Source organism: Rhodobacteraceae bacterium M382 (assembly GCA_025141015.1).
Lineage (GTDB): Bacteria > Pseudomonadota > Alphaproteobacteria > Rhodobacterales > Rhodobacteraceae > Aliisedimentitalea > Aliisedimentitalea scapharcae.
Genome location: CP081098.1, coordinates 3,072,882 through 3,090,746, shown reverse-complemented (window position 1 = coordinate 3,090,746; position 17,865 = coordinate 3,072,882). Strand labels below are relative to the sequence as shown.

The window sequence follows — 17,865 nt, the reverse complement described above, 5'->3', positions numbered from 1 at the left end:
ATGTCTGACCTCCGCAAGATCAATATTGACGGAACCGAGATCGAAGTGGACGGGGCAATGACCCTGATCCAGGCGTGTGAAGAAGCAGGCGTGGAAATTCCGCGTTTCTGTTATCACGAACGTTTGTCGATTGCTGGCAACTGCCGGATGTGTCTGGTCGAAGTCGTGGGCGGCCCGCCCAAACCCGCCGCCTCCTGTGCCATGCAGGTGCGTGACCTGCGCCCCGGTCCCGAAGGTCAGGCACCGGTGGTCAAAACCAATTCGCCCATGGTCAAAAAGGCCCGCGAAGGCGTGATGGAATTCATGCTGATCAACCACCCGCTGGATTGCCCGATCTGCGACCAGGGCGGCGAATGCGACCTTCAGGATCAGGCAATGGCCTATGGCCTGTCCGGGTCCCGGTTCAAGGAACACAAACGCGCGGTGGACGATCTGGACCTGGGTCCGCTGGTGTCGACCGCCATGACCCGCTGCATCAGTTGCACCCGCTGTGTGCGCTTCACCTCCGAAGTGGCCGGGATCAACCAGATGGGCCAGACCGGTCGTGGCGAAGACGCGGAAATCACCAGCTATCTGAACCAAACGCTGAATTCCAACATGCAGGGCAACATCATTGACCTGTGCCCGGTTGGCGCGCTGACGTCCAAACCCTATGCCTTTACTGCCCGCCCATGGGAATTGACCAAGACCGAAACCATCGACGTGATGGACGCGCTTGGCTCCAATATCCGGGTCGATACCAAAGGCCGTGAAGTCAAACGCATCCTGCCGCGCAACCATGATGGCGTGAACGAAGAGTGGATTTCAGACAAAACCCGTTTTGTCTGGGATGGGCTGCGGCGCCAACGTCTGGACCGTCCCTATATTCGGGTCGATGGGAAGTTGAAGCCAGCGAGCTGGGGCGAAGCCCTGTCCGCCGCCGCCGCCGCCATGAAGGGCAAGAAGATCGCAGGTTTGATCGGGGATCTGGTCCCGACCGAGGCCGCATATGCGCTGAAACAACTGGTCGAAGGACTGGACGGCAAGGTTGAATGCCGCACGGACAAGGCGCGTCTGCCGCTGGACAATCGTGCCGCCTATGTCGGCACGGCGTCCATCGAAGACATCGACAGCGCCAAGGCCATCATGCTGATCGGCACCAACCCGCGTGACGAGGCACCCGTGTTGAATTCACGCCTTCGCCGGGCCTGGGTGAATGGGGCCAACATCGGGCTGGTCGGTCAGCCGGTTGACCTGACCTATGACTATGCGCATCTGGGCACCGACCGTGCCGCTCTTGAGGCGCTGCACAGCGGCGATCATTCCGGCGCGATTGGCAAAGAGACATTGGTCATTGTGGGGCAGGGCGCCCTGCGCGAGGCCGACGGTCTGGCGGTTCTGGCACACGCTCAGAAATTTGCCGCTGACACGGAATCCAAACTACTGGTGCTGCACACTGCAGCTGGTCGTGTCGGTGCGATGGACGTCGGTGCCGTGACCGAAGGCGGCGTAGAGGCCGCCATCGACGGGGCCGAGGTTGTTTACAACCTGGGCGCGGATGAAGTCGAAATCGGCGATGGTGCATTTGTCATCTACCAGGGCAGCCATGGCGACCGCGGCGCACACCGTGCCGATGTGATCCTGCCGGGGGCCGCCTATACCGAAGAAAACGGGTTGTTCGTCAACACCGAAGGACGTCCGCAATTGGCCATGCGCGCCGGGTTCGCCCCGGGCGAGGCCAAGGAAAACTGGGCGATCCTGCGCGCACTCAGCGCCGAACTGGGCGCGACCCTGCCGTTCGACTCGCTGGCGCAGCTGCGCACGGCTTTGATCGAAGCGGTGCCGCATCTGGCCCAAATCGATCAGGTGCCAACCAACGAAGGCGACGCGCTGGAGCTGGAGCCTTTGGGCAAGGCGGACTTTGTGAACGCGGTCCGGGATTTCTATCTGACCAACCCGATTGCGCGGGCCTCTGAACTGATGGCCGAACTGTCTGCCGGAGCGAAAGCCCGCAACAACGAAAAGATCGCAGCGGAGTAAATAGATGCGTTTTTGGGTTCAAACATTGACGTTCATAACCATAATCGGCCTGGCTGGATGTGCTTCGCAGGTTATGGAAGGTTATGTTGGGCGCTCAGTAACAGAACCAATGCTGGACTATGGTAGACCAGCGAGTGTTTTTGATTTGCCTGATGGTGCTAGAGCGTTCCAATGGCAGATTGATTCGTCAGGTGTTGTTCCAGTTTCAACGCCTTCAACGACGTATATTTCGGGCAGCAGTGGATGGGCGACTGCAACAACTACCTCGACTTCATACGTTCCATTTTCGTCATCTTGTAACTACACCCTCATCGCCAAGCCCAAAGGGGATGATTGGGTCGTCGTCGGATACAGAAAACCGACACTGATGTGTGAATGAAGTTTCTTATGATCATATCGCCCTTGCTGTTGGCGGCCTGCGAACCAGGTCCGTCAGATCAGGTGACGCGGTTCTCTCCCAACTATCAGGGAGTTGAAACCAGCCTGCTGGAGGGTGATCTGGTACAGTTTCATGTGTCGATGACGGACATAAATTCTCCCGTCGATGTAGATAACTATGCTGAATGCGCAGCCGCGCAATACGCGTTGATCCGAGGTTACGGATTTGCGCGGCATTTGCGCACAAATTTGAATGAAGAGGGTGGCGTTTGGACCGCTGATGCTGTCTACACCATCTCGCCCTCCCTGCCGCGCGGTTTGCGCACCATCGACGCCGAAGTCGTGGTCGCGGACTGCGAGGAAAACGGAATACCTACGGTGTGAGGACCTATGGCTGATTTCTTTAACACCCCAGGCGGCATCGCCATTTTGATACTGGCGCAAGTGCTTGCTGTTGTTGCCTTTGTCATGATTTCGCTGCTGTTTCTTGTCTATGGCGACCGCAAGATCTGGGCCGCTGTTCAAATGCGGCGCGGTCCCAATGTTGTGGGGGTCTTTGGCATCCTGCAATCGGTGGCGGACGCGCTGAAATATGTGGTCAAAGAGGTGGTCATTCCCGCCGGTGCCGACCGCTCTGTGTTCATCCTGGCCCCATTGACCAGCTTTGTGCTGGCCATGATCGCCTGGGCGGTTATCCCGTTCAACGACGGCTGGGTGCTGTCGGACATCAACGTTGCGATCCTCTATGTTTTTGCGGTTTCCTCGCTCGAGGTATACGGCGTGATCATGGGCGGTTGGGCGTCGAACTCGAAATATCCGTTCCTTGGTTCGTTGCGATCTGCGGCTCAGATGATCTCGTATGAGGTCTCGATCGGTTTGATCATTGTTGGGGTAATCATCTCTACAGGCTCGATGAACTTTGGTGACATCGTGCGTGCGCAGGACGGTAACCTGGGTCTGCTGAACTGGTATTGGATCCCGCATTTCCCGATGGTGTTCCTGTTCTTCATCTCGGCGCTGGCCGAAACCAATCGCCCACCGTTCGACCTTCCCGAAGCGGAATCCGAACTGGTCGCGGGCTACCAGGTGGAATATTCGGCCACCATGTTCCTGCTGTTCATGGCTGGTGAATACATCGCGATCTTCCTGATGTGTGCGCTGATCTCGCTGCTGTTCTTTGGTGGTTGGCTGTCGCCGATCCCGGGTCTGCCTGATGGCGTCCTGTGGATGGTGGGCAAGATGGCGTTCTTCTTCTTCCTCTTCGCAATGGTCAAGGCGATCACGCCGCGGTACCGCTATGACCAGCTGATGCGTCTGGGGTGGAAAGTATTCCTGCCATTCTCGCTGTTCTGGGTCGTGTTCGTATCCTTTGCTGCAAAATTTGACTGGTTCTGGGGCATCTTCGCCCGCTGGACCGTGGGGGGCTGATCAATGGCGAACATCGACTATACCCGCGCCGCCAAATATTTCCTGCTTCAGGATTTTTGGGTCGGCATGAAATTGGGGCTGAAGTACTTCTTTGCCCCCAAGGCGACGCTGAATTATCCGCATGAAAAGGGGCCGTTGTCGCCCCGGTTCCGCGGTGAACACGCGCTGCGCCGCTATCCCAATGGCGAAGAACGCTGCATTGCCTGCAAACTGTGCGAAGCGATCTGCCCGGCGCAGGCAATCACCATCGACGCGGAACCCCGCGATGATGGCAGCCGCCGCACCACGCGCTATGACATCGACATGACCAAATGCATCTACTGTGGCTTCTGTCAGGAAGCCTGCCCGGTGGATGCGATTGTCGAGGGGCCGAATTTCGAATTTGCCACCGAAACGCGCGAAGAGCTGTTTTACGACAAGGACAAGCTGTTGGCCAACGGCGACCGCTGGGAAGCCGAGATTGCCCGCAATCTGGAAATAGACGCGCCGTACCGATGACAGATCCGCGTAACCCATTCGAGGCCATGATGGCCCAGGCCCAGGAGATGGCCAAAGCCATGAACCCGGCGATGGAGAAATTCTCTCCCACCGACGCGTTCAAGGGGTTTGAGGCGCTCTGGCCGACCATGCCCAAAGAGGTCATGGAAATGATGTTCGGCAAGACCGTCAACAAGGACGGTCTGGATGCCAAGACCCGCCTGTTGCTGACGCTGGCGGGGCTGACCATGCAGGGCGCGCAGGCAGATACAGCCGTGCGTCAGACCGTGCGCCACGCTGTCGAGGCCGGTGCCAAGAAACAAGAGATCGTGGAAGCGATCGGACAGATGTCGGTGTTTGCCGGCATCCCGGCCATGACCCGGGCGCTGGAATTGGCGCAGGAGGCCATGGGCGAAAAAGGGGACGATGAGACATGAGCGTATTTGCCTTTTACCTCTTCGCCATCAGCGCCATCACCGGCGGGCTGTTCACCGTGATCAGCCGTCAGCCTGTGCATTCGGTTCTGTGGCTGATCCTGAGCTTTATCTCTGCGGCGGGGCTGTTTGTTCTGCTGGGCGCGGAATTCGTCGCCATGCTGCTGGTCATCGTCTACGTTGGCGCGGTCGCGGTGCTGTTCCTGTTTGTGGTGATGATGCTGGACGTGGACTTTGCCGAGCTGAAGGCCGAGATGGCCCGCTATATGCCATTGGCGCTGCTCATCGGTCTGGTGATCCTGATGCAGTTCGTCATGGCATTTGGTGCCTGGGAGAGCGCGCATGGCGCCGCCGAGCAACTGGCCCAGCCGGTTCCCGTCGACCGTCACAACACCGAGGCGCTTGGCCTCATCATTTACGACCAATATTTCCTTCTGTTCCAACTGGCGGGTCTGATCCTGCTGGTCGCCATGATCGGCGCCATCGTGCTGACCCTGCGCCATCGCACCGACATCAAACGTCAGGATATCATCGCCCAGATGATGCGTGACCCGGCGACCGCGATGGAACTCAAGGACGTGAAACCGGGGCAGGGGCTTTGAGGCAATGATCGGACTTGAACATTATCTAACCGTCGCGGCGACTTTGTTCGTCATCGGCATCTTCGGTCTCTTCCTGAACCGCAAGAACGTGATCATCCTGCTGATGAGCATCGAATTGATGCTGCTCGCAGTGAACATCAACCTCGTCGCCTTTTCGTCCTTTTTGGGCGATCTGGTGGGGCAGGTCTTTACGCTCTTTGTTCTGACCGTGGCCGCGGCCGAGGCTGCCATTGGCCTGGCCATTCTGGTCTGTTTCTTCCGGAACCGCGGAACGATCGCGGTCGAAGACATCAACGTGATGAAGGGGTAAGGACATCATGGAAACCACACTCCTCTTTGCCCCTCTGGTGGGCGCGCTGCTGTGCGGGTTCGGCTGGAAGTTCATCGGCGAAAAGGCCGCCATGTGGACCGCCACCGGTCTGCTGTTCCTGTCGGCTTTGCTCAGCTGGGTCGTGTTCCTGACCTTTGACGGGCACACGCAGACGATCGAAATCCTGCGCTGGATCGAAAGCGGGTCGCTGTCGACCTCCTGGTCGATCCGTCTGGACCGTCTGACGGCGATCATGCTGATCGTGATCACCACGGTATCGTCGCTGGTGCACCTGTATTCGTTTGGCTATATGGCCGACGATCCACAGTGGCGTCCGGGCGAAAGCTATAAGCCGCGCTTCTTTGCGTATCTGTCGTTCTTTACCTTTGCCATGCTGATGCTGGTCACCTCGGACAATCTGGTTCAGATGTTCTTTGGCTGGGAAGGTGTGGGCGTTGCGTCATATCTTCTGATCGGGTTCTACTATCGCAAGCCGACGGCCAACGCCGCCGCGATGAAGGCGTTCATCGTCAACCGGGTTGGTGACTTTGGCTTTGCGCTGGGGATCTTTGCCCTGTTCTTCCTGACTGACAGCATCAACCTGAGCGACATTTTTGCCGCGGCTCCGGTGCTGGACGAGACGGTTGTCAACTTCCTGTGGACCGACTGGAACGCAGCTGATCTGGTTTGCATCCTGCTGTTCATCGGCGCGATGGGTAAATCGGCGCAGCTGATCCTGCACACATGGTTGCCGGACGCGATGGAAGGTCCGACGCCTGTGTCGGCGCTGATCCACGCCGCGACCATGGTGACCGCGGGTGTGTTCCTGGTCTGCCGCATGTCGCCGCTGATGGAATACGCCGAAACGGCCACTGCGTTTATCACTGTGCTCGGCGCCACCACGGCATTCTTTGCTGCCACTGTCGGTCTGGTGCAGAACGACATCAAACGCGTGATCGCCTATTCGACCTGTTCGCAGCTGGGCTATATGTTCGTTGCGGCCGGCGTTGGCATGTATAGCGCGGCCATGTTCCACCTGTTCACCCACGCCTTTTTCAAGGCGATGCTGTTCCTGGGGGCCGGTTCGGTGATCCATGCAATGCATCACGAACAGGACATGCGGAATTATGGCGGTCTGCGCAAAAAGATCCCTTATACCTATTGGGCGATGATGATCGGCACGCTGGCCATCACCGGCGTTGGTATTCCGATGACCACCATCGGGTTTGCCGGGTTCCTGTCCAAGGATGCGATCATCGAAAGCGCCTATGCCGGCGGATCTTCCTATGGCTTCTGGTTGCTGGTGACTGCGGCTGCGTTCACGTCCTTCTACAGCTGGCGTTTGATCTTCATGACCTTCTTTGGCACACCGCGCGGCGACAAGCACACGCATGATCACGCGCATGAAAGCCCGATGACCATGTTGATCCCGCTGGGTGTTCTTGCCTTGGGCGCAATTTTCTCGGGTATGCTGTGGTACAAGTCGTTCTTTGGCTATACCGAAAACGTCGCCAAATTCTATGGCATCCCGGTCGCCGAAGCTTCTGCCGACAGCCACGGCGGTGGCGGTGACAAGGGCGATGCCCATGCGATCAAATTCGCCGGGAAGCCGGGTGAGGGTGCCATTTACATCAGCCCTGACAACCATGTTCTGGACGATGCGCATGCCGCACCGGCCTGGGTCAAGGTTTCGCCATTCATCGCAATGCTGGGCGGTCTGATCATGGCTCTGTGGTTCTACATCTGGAACCCGTCGCTGCCACATCGTCTGGCCACCAACTTCCAGCCGCTCTATCAGTTCCTTTTGAACAAATGGTACTTTGACGAGCTCTATGACGCGATCTTTGTCAAACCCGCGTTGGCCATTGGCCGCTTCCTGTGGAAGCGCGGTGACGGCAATACCATCGACGGCTTCCTGAATGGGGTCGCGATGGGGATCGTTCCCTTCTTTACCCGCCTCGCCGGTCGCGCACAGTCGGGTTTCATCTTCACATATGCCTTCTGGATGGTGCTGGGTATTGCTGCCCTGGTCACCTGGATGTCGATCGGCGGAGGAGCGCACTGATGGACAATCTCCTTTCTATTGTCACTTTCATCCCGGCGCTTGCGGCGGCCATTCTGGCCCTGTTCCTGCGCGGCGAGGATGAGGCGGCACAACGCAACGCCAAATGGGCCGCGCTCTTTGCCACCACGATCACCTTTTTGGTGTCGATCGGCATCTATACCGGGTTCGACCCGGCCAATACCGGCTTTCAGATGGTTGAAGAAACCGAATGGCTGCTGGGCCTGAAGTACAAAATGGGCGTCGACGGGATTTCGGTTCTGTTCGTGATGCTGACCACCTTCATCATGCCGCTGACCATTCTGGCCAGCTGGAATGTGACCAGCCGCGTCAAGGAATACATGATTGCATTCCTGCTGCTGGAAACCCTGATGCTGGGCGTTTTCATGGCGCTGGATCTGGTGCTGTTCTACCTGTTCTTTGAAGCGGGCCTGATCCCGATGTTCCTGATCATCGGCATCTGGGGCGGTGCAAACCGGATCTATGCATCGTTCAAATTCTTCCTCTATACCTTCCTCGGCTCGGTGCTGATGCTGGTGGCGATGGTTGCCATGTTCTCGGACGCGGGCACCACCGACATCGAAAGCCTGCTGACACATCAGTTTGCCTTTGATGACTTCTCGATCCTGGGGATCCAGATCGTGGGCGGCATGCAGACGCTGCTGTTCCTGGCCTTCTTTGCCAGCTTTGCGGTGAAAATGCCGATGTGGCCGGTGCACACCTGGTTGCCGGACGCACACGTGCAGGCACCGACTGCCGGCTCCGTCGTGCTGGCTGCGATCCTGTTGAAGATGGGGGGTTATGGCTTCCTGCGGTTCAGCCTGCCGATGTTCCCTGTCGGGGCCGAAGTGATGACCGATCTGGTCCTGTGGATGTCGGCAATTGCCATCGTCTATACGTCCTTGGTCGCGATCGTTCAGGAAGACATGAAGAAGCTGATCGCCTATTCGTCGGTCGCGCATATGGGGTTTGTCACCATGGGGATCTTTGCTGCAAACCAGCAGGGGATCGATGGGGCCATCTTTCAGATGCTCAGCCACGGGTTCATTTCCGCCGCGCTCTTCTTGGCGGTTGGGGTGATCTATGACCGGATGCACACCCGCGACATCGACGCCTATGGTGGTCTGGTGATCCGGATGCCGGCATACGCATTGGTGTTCATGTTCTTTACCATGGGCAACGTCGGTCTGCCGGGCACCTCCGGGTTCGTCGGTGAATTCCTGACCCTGATGGGGGCGTTCCAGAAGAACACCTGGGTGACGGCTGTCGCCGCAACCGGTGTCATCTTCTCGGCTGGCTACGCGTTGTGGCTGTATCGCCGGGTTGTCTTTGGCGATCTGATCAAGGAAAGCCTGAAGGGCATTCTGGATCTGAGCACCCGCGAACGGTTGATCTTTGCGCCGCTGATCGTGATGACCATCCTGTTGGGTGTGTACCCCGCAGTCGTCACCGACATCATCAGCCCATCGACCACCGCGCTGATTTCGAACTTTGACGCATCACTGGCAGCAGCAGCAGATCACGCTGCGCCCGCCGTTGCTGCCTCGCATTAAGGAGCCAGGAAGAAATGATCCAAGCTGATCTTTCCGTAATCCTGCCAGAGGTCATTCTGGCCGTTTACGCCATGCTGGCGCTGATCGCGGCCGTTTACACCGGCAAGGACAAACTGGGCCCGCTGCTGGTCTGGACCACCGGGGGCCTGATGGCCGCGCTGGCGTTGTGGATTGCCACAAATGGCAATGGTACTCACGAGGCCTTTGGCGGCATGTTCGTCGATGACGGGTTCGCCCGCTTTGCCAAGGTGACCATCCTGCTGTCGGCCGCTGCTGTGCTGGTCATGAGCCAGGAATACATGTCGCGTCGCGATCTGCTGCGGTTTGAATATCCGCTGCTGGTGGCGCTGGCTGCTGTCGGCATGATGATGATGGTGTCGGCCGGCGATCTGATGTCGCTGTACATGGGGCTGGAGCTGCAATCGCTGGCGTTGTACGTCGTCGCTGCCTTGCGCCGGGACAGCGTCAAATCGACCGAGGCCGGGCTCAAATACTTTGTGCTGGGGGCTTTGTCCTCTGGTCTGCTGTTGTATGGTGCGTCGCTGGTCTATGGCTTTGCCGGGACAACCAAGTTCACCGGTATCATCCAGGTTGCCCAGCACGGCGAAGTTACCATTGGCTTGCTGTTTGGCCTCGTCTTCCTGATCTCGGGGCTGGCGTTCAAAGTGTCGGCAGTGCCGTTCCACATGTGGACCCCGGACGTTTACGAAGGCTCGCCCACTCCGGTGACGGCCTTCTTTGCCACCGCGCCAAAAATGGCCGCCATGGGTCTGTTCGCCCGTGTCATGCATGATGCGTTCGGATTGGCCGTGGCCGACTGGAGCCAGGTGATCGCGCTGTTGTCGCTGTTGTCGATGTTCCTGGGGGCCGTCGCGGCGATCGGACAGCGTGATATCAAACGGCTGATGGCGTTTTCGTCGATTGCCCATATGGGGTATGCCCTGATGGGGCTGGCCGCCGGAACCGCCTTTGGCGTGCAGGCGCTGCTGGTCTATATGGCGATCTATGTGACCATGAACGTCGGCACCTTTGCCTTTATTCTGATGCTGGAAAAAGATGGCAAACCGATCACCGACATCACCGCCCTGAATTCCTATGCCAAGCGTGAGCCGGGCAAGGCGTTGGCGATGCTGATCCTGTTGTTTTCGCTGGCCGGTGTTCCGCCGATGCTGGGGTTCTTTGGCAAATTGTATGTGCTGCGTGCGGCCTATGACGCGGGTCTGGCCTGGCTGGCGGTTGCCGGTGTTGTGGCCTCCGTGATTGGGGCGTTCTATTATCTGCGCATTGTCTACTACATGTACTTTGGCGAAGAGAGCGACGAACTGGATCGCAACGCATCGCCGGTGCTGTGGGTGTTCCTGATGGGGTCGGCAGCGGTCATGCTGTTGGGGATCGTCAACATGTTTGGTGTCGAAGGAGCTGCGGCTTCTGCGGCGGCAACGCTTGTCAACTGATCAAGCGATCAGTCAAACTGCAAGGGCCCGGTCAGGCGACCGGGCCTTTTGCCGTAGGAGGGACATGAAATGAGCTGGCCGCAGGGGTATGGCAAACGGGTGTTGACCGAAGTCGACAGCACGTTGGATGAGGCCGCGCGCATTGCGCCCACGCTGGCCGGACCGGAATGGATTCTGGCGCTGCGCCAGACCAAGGGGCGTGGCCGACGGGGCCGGGCCTGGAATGATCCAACCGGAAATTTGGCCGCCACGCTGGTGCTGCGCCCCCAAGAGCCCCCCGAACAGGTGGCCCTGCGCAGCTTTGTTGCGGCGCTTGCGCTGTATGATGCCTGTGTGACGGTCACAGGACGCAGCGAAGGGCTGGCGTTGAAATGGCCCAATGACGTGCTGCTGAATGGTGGCAAGCTGGCCGGAATCCTGCTGGAAAGCGCGGGCCATGGGGGTGGTGTCACCCATCTTGCGATCGGGATCGGCGTCAATCTGGTCCAGACCCCGCCCAGCGACTGGCTGGAACCCGGATCGGTGTGGCCGGTGTCATTGATGTCGGAAACTGGTGTTCAGGTCGATCCAGAAAGCTTTCTGGACGCTCTGGCGGACGCCTATCACCATTACGAAACCCAATTCACGACCTATGGGTTTGCCCCGATCCGGACCGCCTGGTTGGCCCGTGCGGCGAAGTTGGGCGAAGTGATTTCGGCCCGCACCGCCACGTCAGAAACAGTTGGGACATTTGAGACAGTGGACGGTGCTGGCAACCTTGTCCTAAACACGGCCAAAGGTCGGGTCACTATCCCGGCGGCGGATGTGTATTTTTAAGAGGGGGCAAGGGATGCTTCTGGCAATCGACTGTGGCAACACCAATACCGTTTTCTCGATCTGGGATGGCGAAACATTCCTGTGCACCCTGCGCACGTCGACCCACCACGCCCGCACGGCAGATGCCTATTTCACCTGGTTTTCGACGCTGATCAACCATTATGGGATCAAGACGGATATCACCGAGGTCATCATCTCGTCGACCGTGCCCCGTGTCGTGTGGAACCTGCGGGTGTTTGCGGACCGGTTCTTTGATTGCCGACCGATGGTTGTGGGCAAGCCGGAATGCCTGTTGCCGCATTTGCCCCGGGTGGATGCCGGAACACAGGTTGGCCCTGACCGGCTGGTTAATACGGCGGGGGCCTTTGATCGCCATGGCGGTGATCTGATCGTGGTGGATTTTGGCACCGCAACCACGTTTGACGTTGTCGCCCATGATGGGGCCTATATCGGCGGGGTGATTGCCCCGGGTGTGAACCTCAGTCTGGAGGCGTTGCATTTGGCGGCCGCCGCGCTACCTCATGTTGATATTTCTCAACCCCAAAAGGTGATCGGGACCAACACGGTGGAATGCATGCAATCGGGTGTGTTCTGGGGGTATGTCGGGCTGGTGCGGGAAATCTGCGCGCGGATCCGGGCCGAACATGACCGCCCGATGCAGGTGATCGCCACCGGCGGGTTGGCGCCTTTGTTTGAACAGGCGGCAAATCTTTTTGACGTCTTTGAAGAAGATCTGACGATGCACGGGCTGACCGTGATCCATCGCTATAACAAGGATAACAGCTGAGTATGAGCAGCGAACGATTGATTTATCTGCCCTTGGGCGGCGCCGGCGAGATCGGCATGAACGCCTATGTCTACGGGTATGGTAAACCGGGCAAAGAACGCCTGATCCTGGTGGATCTGGGCGTGGCTTTTCCGGATATGGACACAACACCCGGTGTGGATCTGATCTTTGCCGATATGACGTGGCTAAAGGAACGCGCCGACCGGTTGGACGCGGTGTTCATCACCCACGCCCATGAGGACCACGTCGGGGCCCTGGGATTGCTGTACAGCGCGTTGAACGTGCCGGTGCACGCCCGCGCCTTTACCGCCAATATCGCCCGGCGCAAGTTGGAGGACAAAGGCCAGGTCGCCGACGCGGTGGTGACGGCGTCGCCCTGGCCGGAAACCGTGCAGGCGGGCCCGTTCAAGGTCGGCTTTGTGCCGATTTCACATTCGATCCCAGAAAGCTCGGCTCTGGTGATCGACACGCCCGCAGGACGGATCCTGCATTCGGGTGATTTCAAGATCGACACCGACCCCGGAGTGGGGGAAGCGTTTGATGCAGATCTGTTTGCGGACCTGGGCGAAACCGGGGTCAAGGCGTTGATCTGTGATTCGACCAATGTGTTCTCGCGCGCACCAGGGCGGTCCGAGGCCGAATTGCCCGGCGAGATCACCCGCCTTGTGGGCGAGGCCAAGGGTATGGTGGTCGCGACCACATTTGCGTCCAACGTGGCACGGGTGCGCACATTGGCGCGGGCAGGCGAGCGGGCCGGGCGATCCGTTGTTCTGCTGGGCCGCGCAATGCGCCGGATGATCGAAGCATCAGAGGCCACCGGGGTTCTGTCGGATTTCCCCAAAGTGATCAGCCCCGAAGAGGCCCAGGACATTCCGCGCAACAACGTCATGCTGATCGTGACTGGCAGCCAGGGCGAACGTCGTGCGGCGTCGGCGCAATTGGCCCGCGGCAAATACCGTGGTCTGGAGATGAAGGAGGGGGATTTGTTCCTGTTCTCGTCAAAAACCATTCCGGGCAACGAAAAAGGCGTGATCCGGATCATGAACCAGCTCAGCGAAAAGGGCGTCGATGTGGTGGATGACAGTTCAGGGCTGTATCACGTGTCAGGCCATGCCAATCGCCCGGATCTGGAGCAGATGCACGAGCTGGTGAAGCCCGAGATGCTGATCCCGATGCACGGCGAACACCGGCATCTGCGTGAACATGCGCGTTTGGGCGAGTCCAAGGGGCTGACCAGCGCGGTCGTGGTCAATGGCATGATGATGGATCTGACAGCGGATGGCCCTGTTGTCGCCGAATACATCGACACCGGGCGCACCTATCTGGATGGAAGCGTGCAGATCGGGGCCATGGATGGGGTCGTGCGCGATCGGATCCGCATGGCGCTGAACGGTCATGTGCTGGTAACTGTGATCCTGGATGAATCGGATGAACCTTTGGGCGAGCCTTGGTGTGATATCAAGGGGGTGCCGGAAACCGGAAGTTCAAAGGCTGCGGTGGTGGAAATTCTGGAGGAGGACCTGAATCAATTCTTGATGCGGGCCGGTTCCAAGACGCTGAGCGATGACGATAAGCTGGAAGAGGCGCTGCGCCGCATTGTGCGCCAGAGCGCCCAGAATGAAATCGGGCGCAAGCCCGAAGTCACTGTGGTGATCAGCCGGATGCGTTGACATTGGCCGGGCGGGGGGCTCCCGCCCGGCAACCACGGCATCTGGCGATGCCGCATTGCCCGTTGGGCCGGGCGCCGCACGATGTGCGGCGCCCGGCGGGTCCTGGTTGATCTAGTGCAGCGGACGTGCACACCGGGGCGACAGGCTGAACCCACGCGGAGCCAGAGATTTCACGGCGGAAAAGAGTTTGCGCAGGGCGTTGCCAAAGGCGATGCTGCGCAGGCGCGCGGCTTCGTGTTGGATAGCCTGGATTTCGGCGGCAGTGGGGGCGTGGAAGGTAACTTCGGTCATGACAGGGGCTCGCATATGTCAGGAGGAGGCAGTGTGTTGCTGCCCACATAGTCCCTGAAGTGATGCCGTGTCATCGGACAAAGATGAAACCCCGCCATGTTGAAAACGCAAGGGCCGCCCACCGCGCATCATATGCATCATATCCTGTGCATCATATCCCGTTTGAGCTGCTGGCGAGATGCAGACAAAGAAAAGGGCACGCCCCATGTTTTAGGGAGTGCCCGGATCTGTTGCAGTGTTACAGATACCTGCGTCAGTCAGAGGATCAGCCGGCGCGGCGTTCCTCAAAGCTGAGAGCGATGAAGCTGGGCAGGTGATCGCCCATGCCGACAACGGTTTTGTTGTCGTCCCGGCGTGACCGGCCGCGGCTTTGGTTCTGGCTTTGGCTCTGGCTCTGGCTCTGGCTTTGAGGCCGTTCCTGACGCTCGGGAAGGTCGGCGGGTTTGGCGGCCGGTTTTCCGCGGCGCGTCGAGGCCGGTTTCTTGTCGGCGGACCGGGACGCGGGTTGGCGGGGTTCGGATTTGCTGTCTGCTGCGGCAGGGCGCGGATCCGGGGTCGCCTTTTTCACCGGGTTTTCCATGCGGGTGATTTGCTTCTGAATCAGGCTTTCCACCGCGTCCAGCGCCTTTTCATCACGCGACGAGCAGATGGTGATGGCTTTGCCTTCCCGTCCGGCGCGTCCCGTGCGCCCGATCCGGTGCACATAATCTTCGGGGTGGCCGGGGACATCGAAATTGATCACATGGCTGACGGCTGGCACGTCAAGCCCGCGCGCGGCAACATCAGAGGCGATCAGCAGGCGGACCGTACCATCGCGGAACCCGTCGAGCGTCTTGGTGCGTTGCGATTGGTCCAGATCGCCATGGATAGGCGAGGCATTATACCCATATTTCTTGAGCGATTTTGCGCAGATATCGACATCAGTCTTGCGATTGCAGAAGATGATCGCATTGGTGCATTTGTCGCCTTCGCCATCAATGATCGCGCGCAGGACGCTGCGCTTTTCGCTGCCTTCGCGGTCGCGGCGGCTGGGTTTGAACATCACCACGCTCTGTTCGATGGTCTCGGAGGCGGTGGCCTGACGGGCGACTTCGACCCGGGCCGGGGCCGACAGGAAGGTGTTGGTGATCCGTTCGATTTCCGGTGCCATCGTTGCCGAGAAGAACAGCGTCTGGCGGGTGAACGGGGTCAGCGAAAAGATTCGTTCGATGTCAGGGATGAACCCCATATCCAGCATCCGGTCGGCTTCGTCGACAACCATGATCTGCACGCCGGTGAGCAACAGTTTGCCACGTTCGAAATGGTCCAGAAGACGGCCAGGAGTGGCGATCAGCACGTCGACGCCACGGTCGATCAGCAGATCCTGTTCCTTGAACGAAACGCCCCCGATCAACAGCGCCTTGGTCAGCTTGAGGTGTTTGGCATAGGTGTCAAAGTTCTCGGCGACCTGTGCGGCCAATTCCCGTGTGGGACACAGCACCAGGCTGCGTGGCATCCGCGCCCGAGCCCGGCCACGGGCCAGCATCGTGATCATCGGCAGCGTGAAGCTGGCCGTCTTGCCGGTACCGGTCTGGGCAATGCCCAGCACGTCCCTGCCTTCGAGCGCGGAGGGAATCGCTCCGGCCTGAATGGGGGTCGGTGTTTCGTACCCGGCTTCGTCAATGGCTTTGAGAACCTTGGGGTTCAGGTTTAGGTCAGAAAATTTCGTCATGTGTTTCCGCATCTTGCGGACATTAGACCCAGCCCGCGCATCATCATCAGCCAGACCCTAGCGGTCCTGCGCACACGCGCATGTCGGCTCGGGCGGGGAATAGCAAAATACCGGTGTGACGTCAAATCTTGTCGTTGTATTGCAGGGAATAGGGGCCGTTTGCGATGTATTTGAAACAATTCAACTAAAATCGGGAAATTGTTTCTGTCGTTTTTCAGCCAGGCGCAGGGGGCGAATCCTCAGCAATCCCTCGGCGTCCAACCGGGCTCTCAGGTCGGGGGTGTCGGCGCACAACTCGTCATAAAAGGCGCGCAGACCGGCTTCTCCCTGATCGTCTTCGATCAGCTTCAGCAGCGCGTTGAGAGTCATCCCGCCCAGTTCCGGATCCCGCGCCGGAGCCAGTTCGGATCTATAAGAGCCCTTGGACAGTCGGTATTTATAGTGGGACAGCCAATCGTCCCAATCACGGGCGTGTTGATGGCACAGATCGACCTGAGCCAGTTCGGCCGCATCGGGGTTCATGGTGTCGTCCTGTTGGATATTGTGGATCTTGACCGTGACATCCGGCAGGCCGGTCCGCACCAGTAGCTTGCCTTCGACGTGGCTGAGAAAGCCGCATCTCACCTGACGTCCAAAGTTCGGGTAAATCCGGTGGGTGATGGCATTGCGACGCCCATCCGGGGGCATGAACCCTTTGTACACGCTGCCGTCCCCGGCCAGCGATTCGATGGGACGGACGCGGGCGCATTTGATTTCGGGTCCGAGCGTGGCCAGATGGTGTGCCAGAGTGGTTTCATTGGGCCACAGGAATTCATCCACATCCATGTGGATCAGCCAATCGACCTCGACCTTGCGGCGATAGGCATGCGTGGCATTCAGGCTCTGGCGGGATTGATGTTTGGGGGGGACCCTGCCTTTTTTGCTGATCCAGAATGCGTCGTCGCGCAGCTGGACCCGGATCTTTGGATGGGCCTTGAGGAGGGCAAAGGCCCGGTCATCAGGGGCATCCAGATAGAGGTACAGCCGGTGTGCGCCCAAATCGAGGTGGTGGGCTGCGAAATTCAGAATGTCGACCGTGTCGGCCTTGATGGTGGCGCTCAGGCCCCAGAGGGGCAGATCGGGGTCAGCCATCGGATTTGGTCCGCCTGTATCGTTGAACCCGGGAGAACACCGAGCGTTTGTCGGTCATCACCATGCGCAACATGCGAAACCCGAGGGGACGCAGGGTGGCGTCCTGTTCCGCCAGTCGCCACAGCCGGGCCAGCATGATCCGGTCCAGATCGCCATTGGGCAGGGAATACCCGGCCATGTCAAAGGCCAGCGGGTGGTTGCGGGGTTTGGATTTGAGCCGGGGAAAGGCCGCATCATTGGGGCGCCCGGACACACGGCGTTCGCTGTCATGCAGTTTGATCAGGTCGAACAGCACGGACAGCCCCATGCCACCGCTGCGCTGTTCAAATGTGTCCCCATGATCGGCAAAGGTCGTGGCCGAGGAAATCAACCAGCGCACGGGCAGGCCGTCGGCCAGCTCCTTGCCCTTTTCCCGCCAGATCCGCAGGAACAATTGGCGCACGAATTCAGGTGGGTTGCGACGGCGCAGGACGGCGATCGCCATGGCATGGACGGCCCATAATTCGCTGCATCCGTCAAATTCCACCAGCAGCGTCTGATATTTGCGAGCGGCGTCCTGACGGTCGAATTCGTGGTCCGGCACCGGGTCGGCCTGAATCACTGACGCCGCCAGCGCGTCAAGGTCGCAATCCGGCGGCGGAAACAGGTCGGCCACGTTTTCATAGGGCACTTCCTTGCGATCAAGAAAGCCCAGTAAGCTGTAGAAACTGCCGGGATAAATCGAGTGTTCCAAATCCATGAT

Annotated in this window: 18 protein-coding genes; 14 read left to right on the top strand and 4 right to left on the bottom strand. The window is 59.1% G+C overall.

Features of this window, described 5'->3' with window-relative positions:
* The 14 genes from nuoG (at window position 1) to K3727_14320 (ending at window position 13,990) form a co-directional block, all read left to right on the top strand.
* Window positions 1–2,019 carry an NADH-quinone oxidoreductase subunit NuoG gene (gene nuoG / locus K3727_14385; protein ID UWQ89980.1) on the top strand — a complete coding sequence of 673 codons (2,019 nt, stop codon included), beginning with the start codon at window positions 1–3 and terminating at the stop codon, window positions 2,017–2,019.
* A gap of 73 nt (window positions 2,020–2,092) precedes the next feature.
* A complete protein-coding gene (locus K3727_14380; GenBank protein UWQ93390.1) occupies window positions 2,093–2,398 on the top strand; it encodes a hypothetical protein in 306 nt (101 codons plus the stop codon).
* The gene (locus K3727_14375) at window positions 2,395–2,781 is read left to right on the top strand and encodes a hypothetical protein (GenBank protein UWQ89979.1); all 387 of its coding nucleotides are present in this window, start codon (window positions 2,395–2,397) and stop codon (window positions 2,779–2,781) included. Before K3727_14380 ends, K3727_14375 begins: the two co-directional genes overlap by 4 nt.
* Window positions 2,782–2,787: 6 nt before the next feature.
* Entirely contained in the window at window positions 2,788–3,825 is a 1,038-nt protein-coding gene (gene nuoH / locus K3727_14370) for an NADH-quinone oxidoreductase subunit NuoH (GenBank protein UWQ89978.1), read from the top strand.
* Window positions 3,826–3,828: 3 nt separating this feature from the next.
* A complete protein-coding gene (nuoI, locus tag K3727_14365; protein UWQ89977.1) occupies window positions 3,829–4,323 on the top strand; it encodes an NADH-quinone oxidoreductase subunit NuoI in 495 nt (164 codons plus the stop codon).
* Window positions 4,320–4,739: a carboxymuconolactone decarboxylase family protein gene (locus K3727_14360; protein ID UWQ89976.1), complete on the top strand. Its 420-nt coding sequence runs from the start codon at window positions 4,320–4,322 to the stop codon at window positions 4,737–4,739. Before nuoI ends, K3727_14360 begins: the two co-directional genes overlap by 4 nt.
* Entirely contained in the window at window positions 4,736–5,338 is a 603-nt protein-coding gene (locus tag K3727_14355; protein ID UWQ89975.1) for an NADH-quinone oxidoreductase subunit J, read from the top strand. Before K3727_14360 ends, K3727_14355 begins: the two co-directional genes overlap by 4 nt.
* Before the next feature lie 4 nt (window positions 5,339–5,342).
* Window positions 5,343–5,648, top strand: a complete 306-nt coding sequence (nuoK, locus tag K3727_14350) for an NADH-quinone oxidoreductase subunit NuoK (GenBank protein UWQ89974.1) — start codon at window positions 5,343–5,345, stop codon at window positions 5,646–5,648.
* Between the two features lie 7 nt (window positions 5,649–5,655).
* Window positions 5,656–7,713 (top strand): NADH-quinone oxidoreductase subunit L, encoded by a 2,058-nt coding sequence (gene nuoL, locus K3727_14345; protein UWQ89973.1) that lies wholly within the window; start codon window positions 5,656–5,658, stop codon window positions 7,711–7,713.
* The gene (locus K3727_14340; GenBank protein ID UWQ89972.1) at window positions 7,713–9,263 is read left to right on the top strand and encodes an NADH-quinone oxidoreductase subunit M; all 1,551 of its coding nucleotides are present in this window, start codon (window positions 7,713–7,715) and stop codon (window positions 9,261–9,263) included. The genes nuoL and K3727_14340 overlap by 1 nt, the downstream gene beginning before the upstream one ends.
* 14 nt (window positions 9,264–9,277) lie before the next feature.
* Window positions 9,278–10,717, top strand: a complete 1,440-nt coding sequence (gene nuoN, locus K3727_14335) for an NADH-quinone oxidoreductase subunit NuoN (protein ID UWQ89971.1) — start codon at window positions 9,278–9,280, stop codon at window positions 10,715–10,717.
* A gap of 69 nt (window positions 10,718–10,786) precedes the next feature.
* Window positions 10,787–11,533: a biotin--[acetyl-CoA-carboxylase] ligase gene (locus tag K3727_14330; GenBank protein ID UWQ89970.1), complete on the top strand. Its 747-nt coding sequence runs from the start codon at window positions 10,787–10,789 to the stop codon at window positions 11,531–11,533.
* 13 nt (window positions 11,534–11,546) lie between these two features.
* Window positions 11,547–12,320, top strand: a complete 774-nt coding sequence (locus K3727_14325; protein UWQ89969.1) for a type III pantothenate kinase — start codon at window positions 11,547–11,549, stop codon at window positions 12,318–12,320.
* A gap of 2 nt (window positions 12,321–12,322) precedes the next feature.
* The gene (locus K3727_14320; protein UWQ89968.1) at window positions 12,323–13,990 is read left to right on the top strand and encodes a ribonuclease J; all 1,668 of its coding nucleotides are present in this window, start codon (window positions 12,323–12,325) and stop codon (window positions 13,988–13,990) included.
* A 111-nt stretch (window positions 13,991–14,101) separates the two neighbouring features.
* Here K3727_14320 and K3727_14315 read toward each other — a convergent pair whose 3' ends face one another.
* The 4 genes from K3727_14315 to K3727_14300 form a co-directional block, all read right to left on the bottom strand.
* Complete coding sequence (locus K3727_14315; GenBank protein ID UWQ89967.1) at window positions 14,102–14,281, bottom strand: hypothetical protein; 180 nt, start codon at window positions 14,279–14,281, stop codon at window positions 14,102–14,104.
* A gap of 265 nt (window positions 14,282–14,546) precedes the next feature.
* Entirely contained in the window at window positions 14,547–15,992 is a 1,446-nt protein-coding gene (locus K3727_14310; protein UWQ89966.1) for a DEAD/DEAH box helicase, read from the bottom strand.
* Between the two features lie 180 nt (window positions 15,993–16,172).
* Window positions 16,173–17,123, bottom strand: a complete 951-nt coding sequence (locus tag K3727_14305; GenBank protein ID UWQ89965.1) for a glycosyltransferase family 2 protein — start codon at window positions 17,121–17,123, stop codon at window positions 16,173–16,175.
* Window positions 17,116–17,862, bottom strand: coding sequence for a hypothetical protein (locus K3727_14300; GenBank protein UWQ89964.1), 747 nt, complete (start codon window positions 17,860–17,862; stop codon window positions 17,116–17,118). Before K3727_14300 ends, K3727_14305 begins: the two co-directional genes overlap by 8 nt.
* Between the last annotated feature and the right edge of the window lie 3 nt (window positions 17,863–17,865).

What these genes read in the sequence shown, in the direction of transcription:
- nuoG (UWQ89980.1), top strand. Translation starts at nt 1, where the DNA reads ATGTCTGACCTCCGCAAGATCAATATTGACGGAACCGAGATCGAAGTG.
- K3727_14380 (UWQ93390.1), top strand. Translation starts at nt 2,093, where the DNA reads ATGGAAGGTTATGTTGGGCGCTCAGTAACAGAACCAATGCTGGACTAT.
- K3727_14375 (UWQ89979.1), top strand. Translation starts at nt 2,395, where the DNA reads ATGAAGTTTCTTATGATCATATCGCCCTTGCTGTTGGCGGCCTGCGAA.
- nuoH (UWQ89978.1), top strand. Translation starts at nt 2,788, where the DNA reads ATGGCTGATTTCTTTAACACCCCAGGCGGCATCGCCATTTTGATACTG.
- nuoI (UWQ89977.1), top strand. Translation starts at nt 3,829, where the DNA reads ATGGCGAACATCGACTATACCCGCGCCGCCAAATATTTCCTGCTTCAG.
- K3727_14360 (UWQ89976.1), top strand. Translation starts at nt 4,320, where the DNA reads ATGACAGATCCGCGTAACCCATTCGAGGCCATGATGGCCCAGGCCCAG.
- K3727_14355 (UWQ89975.1), top strand. Translation starts at nt 4,736, where the DNA reads ATGAGCGTATTTGCCTTTTACCTCTTCGCCATCAGCGCCATCACCGGC.
- nuoK (UWQ89974.1), top strand. Translation starts at nt 5,343, where the DNA reads ATGATCGGACTTGAACATTATCTAACCGTCGCGGCGACTTTGTTCGTC.
- nuoL (UWQ89973.1), top strand. Translation starts at nt 5,656, where the DNA reads ATGGAAACCACACTCCTCTTTGCCCCTCTGGTGGGCGCGCTGCTGTGC.
- K3727_14340 (UWQ89972.1), top strand. Translation starts at nt 7,713, where the DNA reads ATGGACAATCTCCTTTCTATTGTCACTTTCATCCCGGCGCTTGCGGCG.
- nuoN (UWQ89971.1), top strand. Translation starts at nt 9,278, where the DNA reads ATGATCCAAGCTGATCTTTCCGTAATCCTGCCAGAGGTCATTCTGGCC.
- K3727_14330 (UWQ89970.1), top strand. Translation starts at nt 10,787, where the DNA reads ATGAGCTGGCCGCAGGGGTATGGCAAACGGGTGTTGACCGAAGTCGAC.
- K3727_14325 (UWQ89969.1), top strand. Translation starts at nt 11,547, where the DNA reads ATGCTTCTGGCAATCGACTGTGGCAACACCAATACCGTTTTCTCGATC.
- K3727_14320 (UWQ89968.1), top strand. Translation starts at nt 12,323, where the DNA reads ATGAGCAGCGAACGATTGATTTATCTGCCCTTGGGCGGCGCCGGCGAG.
- K3727_14315 (UWQ89967.1), bottom strand. Translation starts at nt 14,281, where the DNA reads ATGACCGAAGTTACCTTCCACGCCCCCACTGCCGCCGAAATCCAGGCT.
- K3727_14310 (UWQ89966.1), bottom strand. Translation starts at nt 15,992, where the DNA reads ATGACGAAATTTTCTGACCTAAACCTGAACCCCAAGGTTCTCAAAGCC.
- K3727_14305 (UWQ89965.1), bottom strand. Translation starts at nt 17,123, where the DNA reads ATGGCTGACCCCGATCTGCCCCTCTGGGGCCTGAGCGCCACCATCAAG.
- K3727_14300 (UWQ89964.1), bottom strand. Translation starts at nt 17,862, where the DNA reads ATGGATTTGGAACACTCGATTTATCCCGGCAGTTTCTACAGCTTACTG.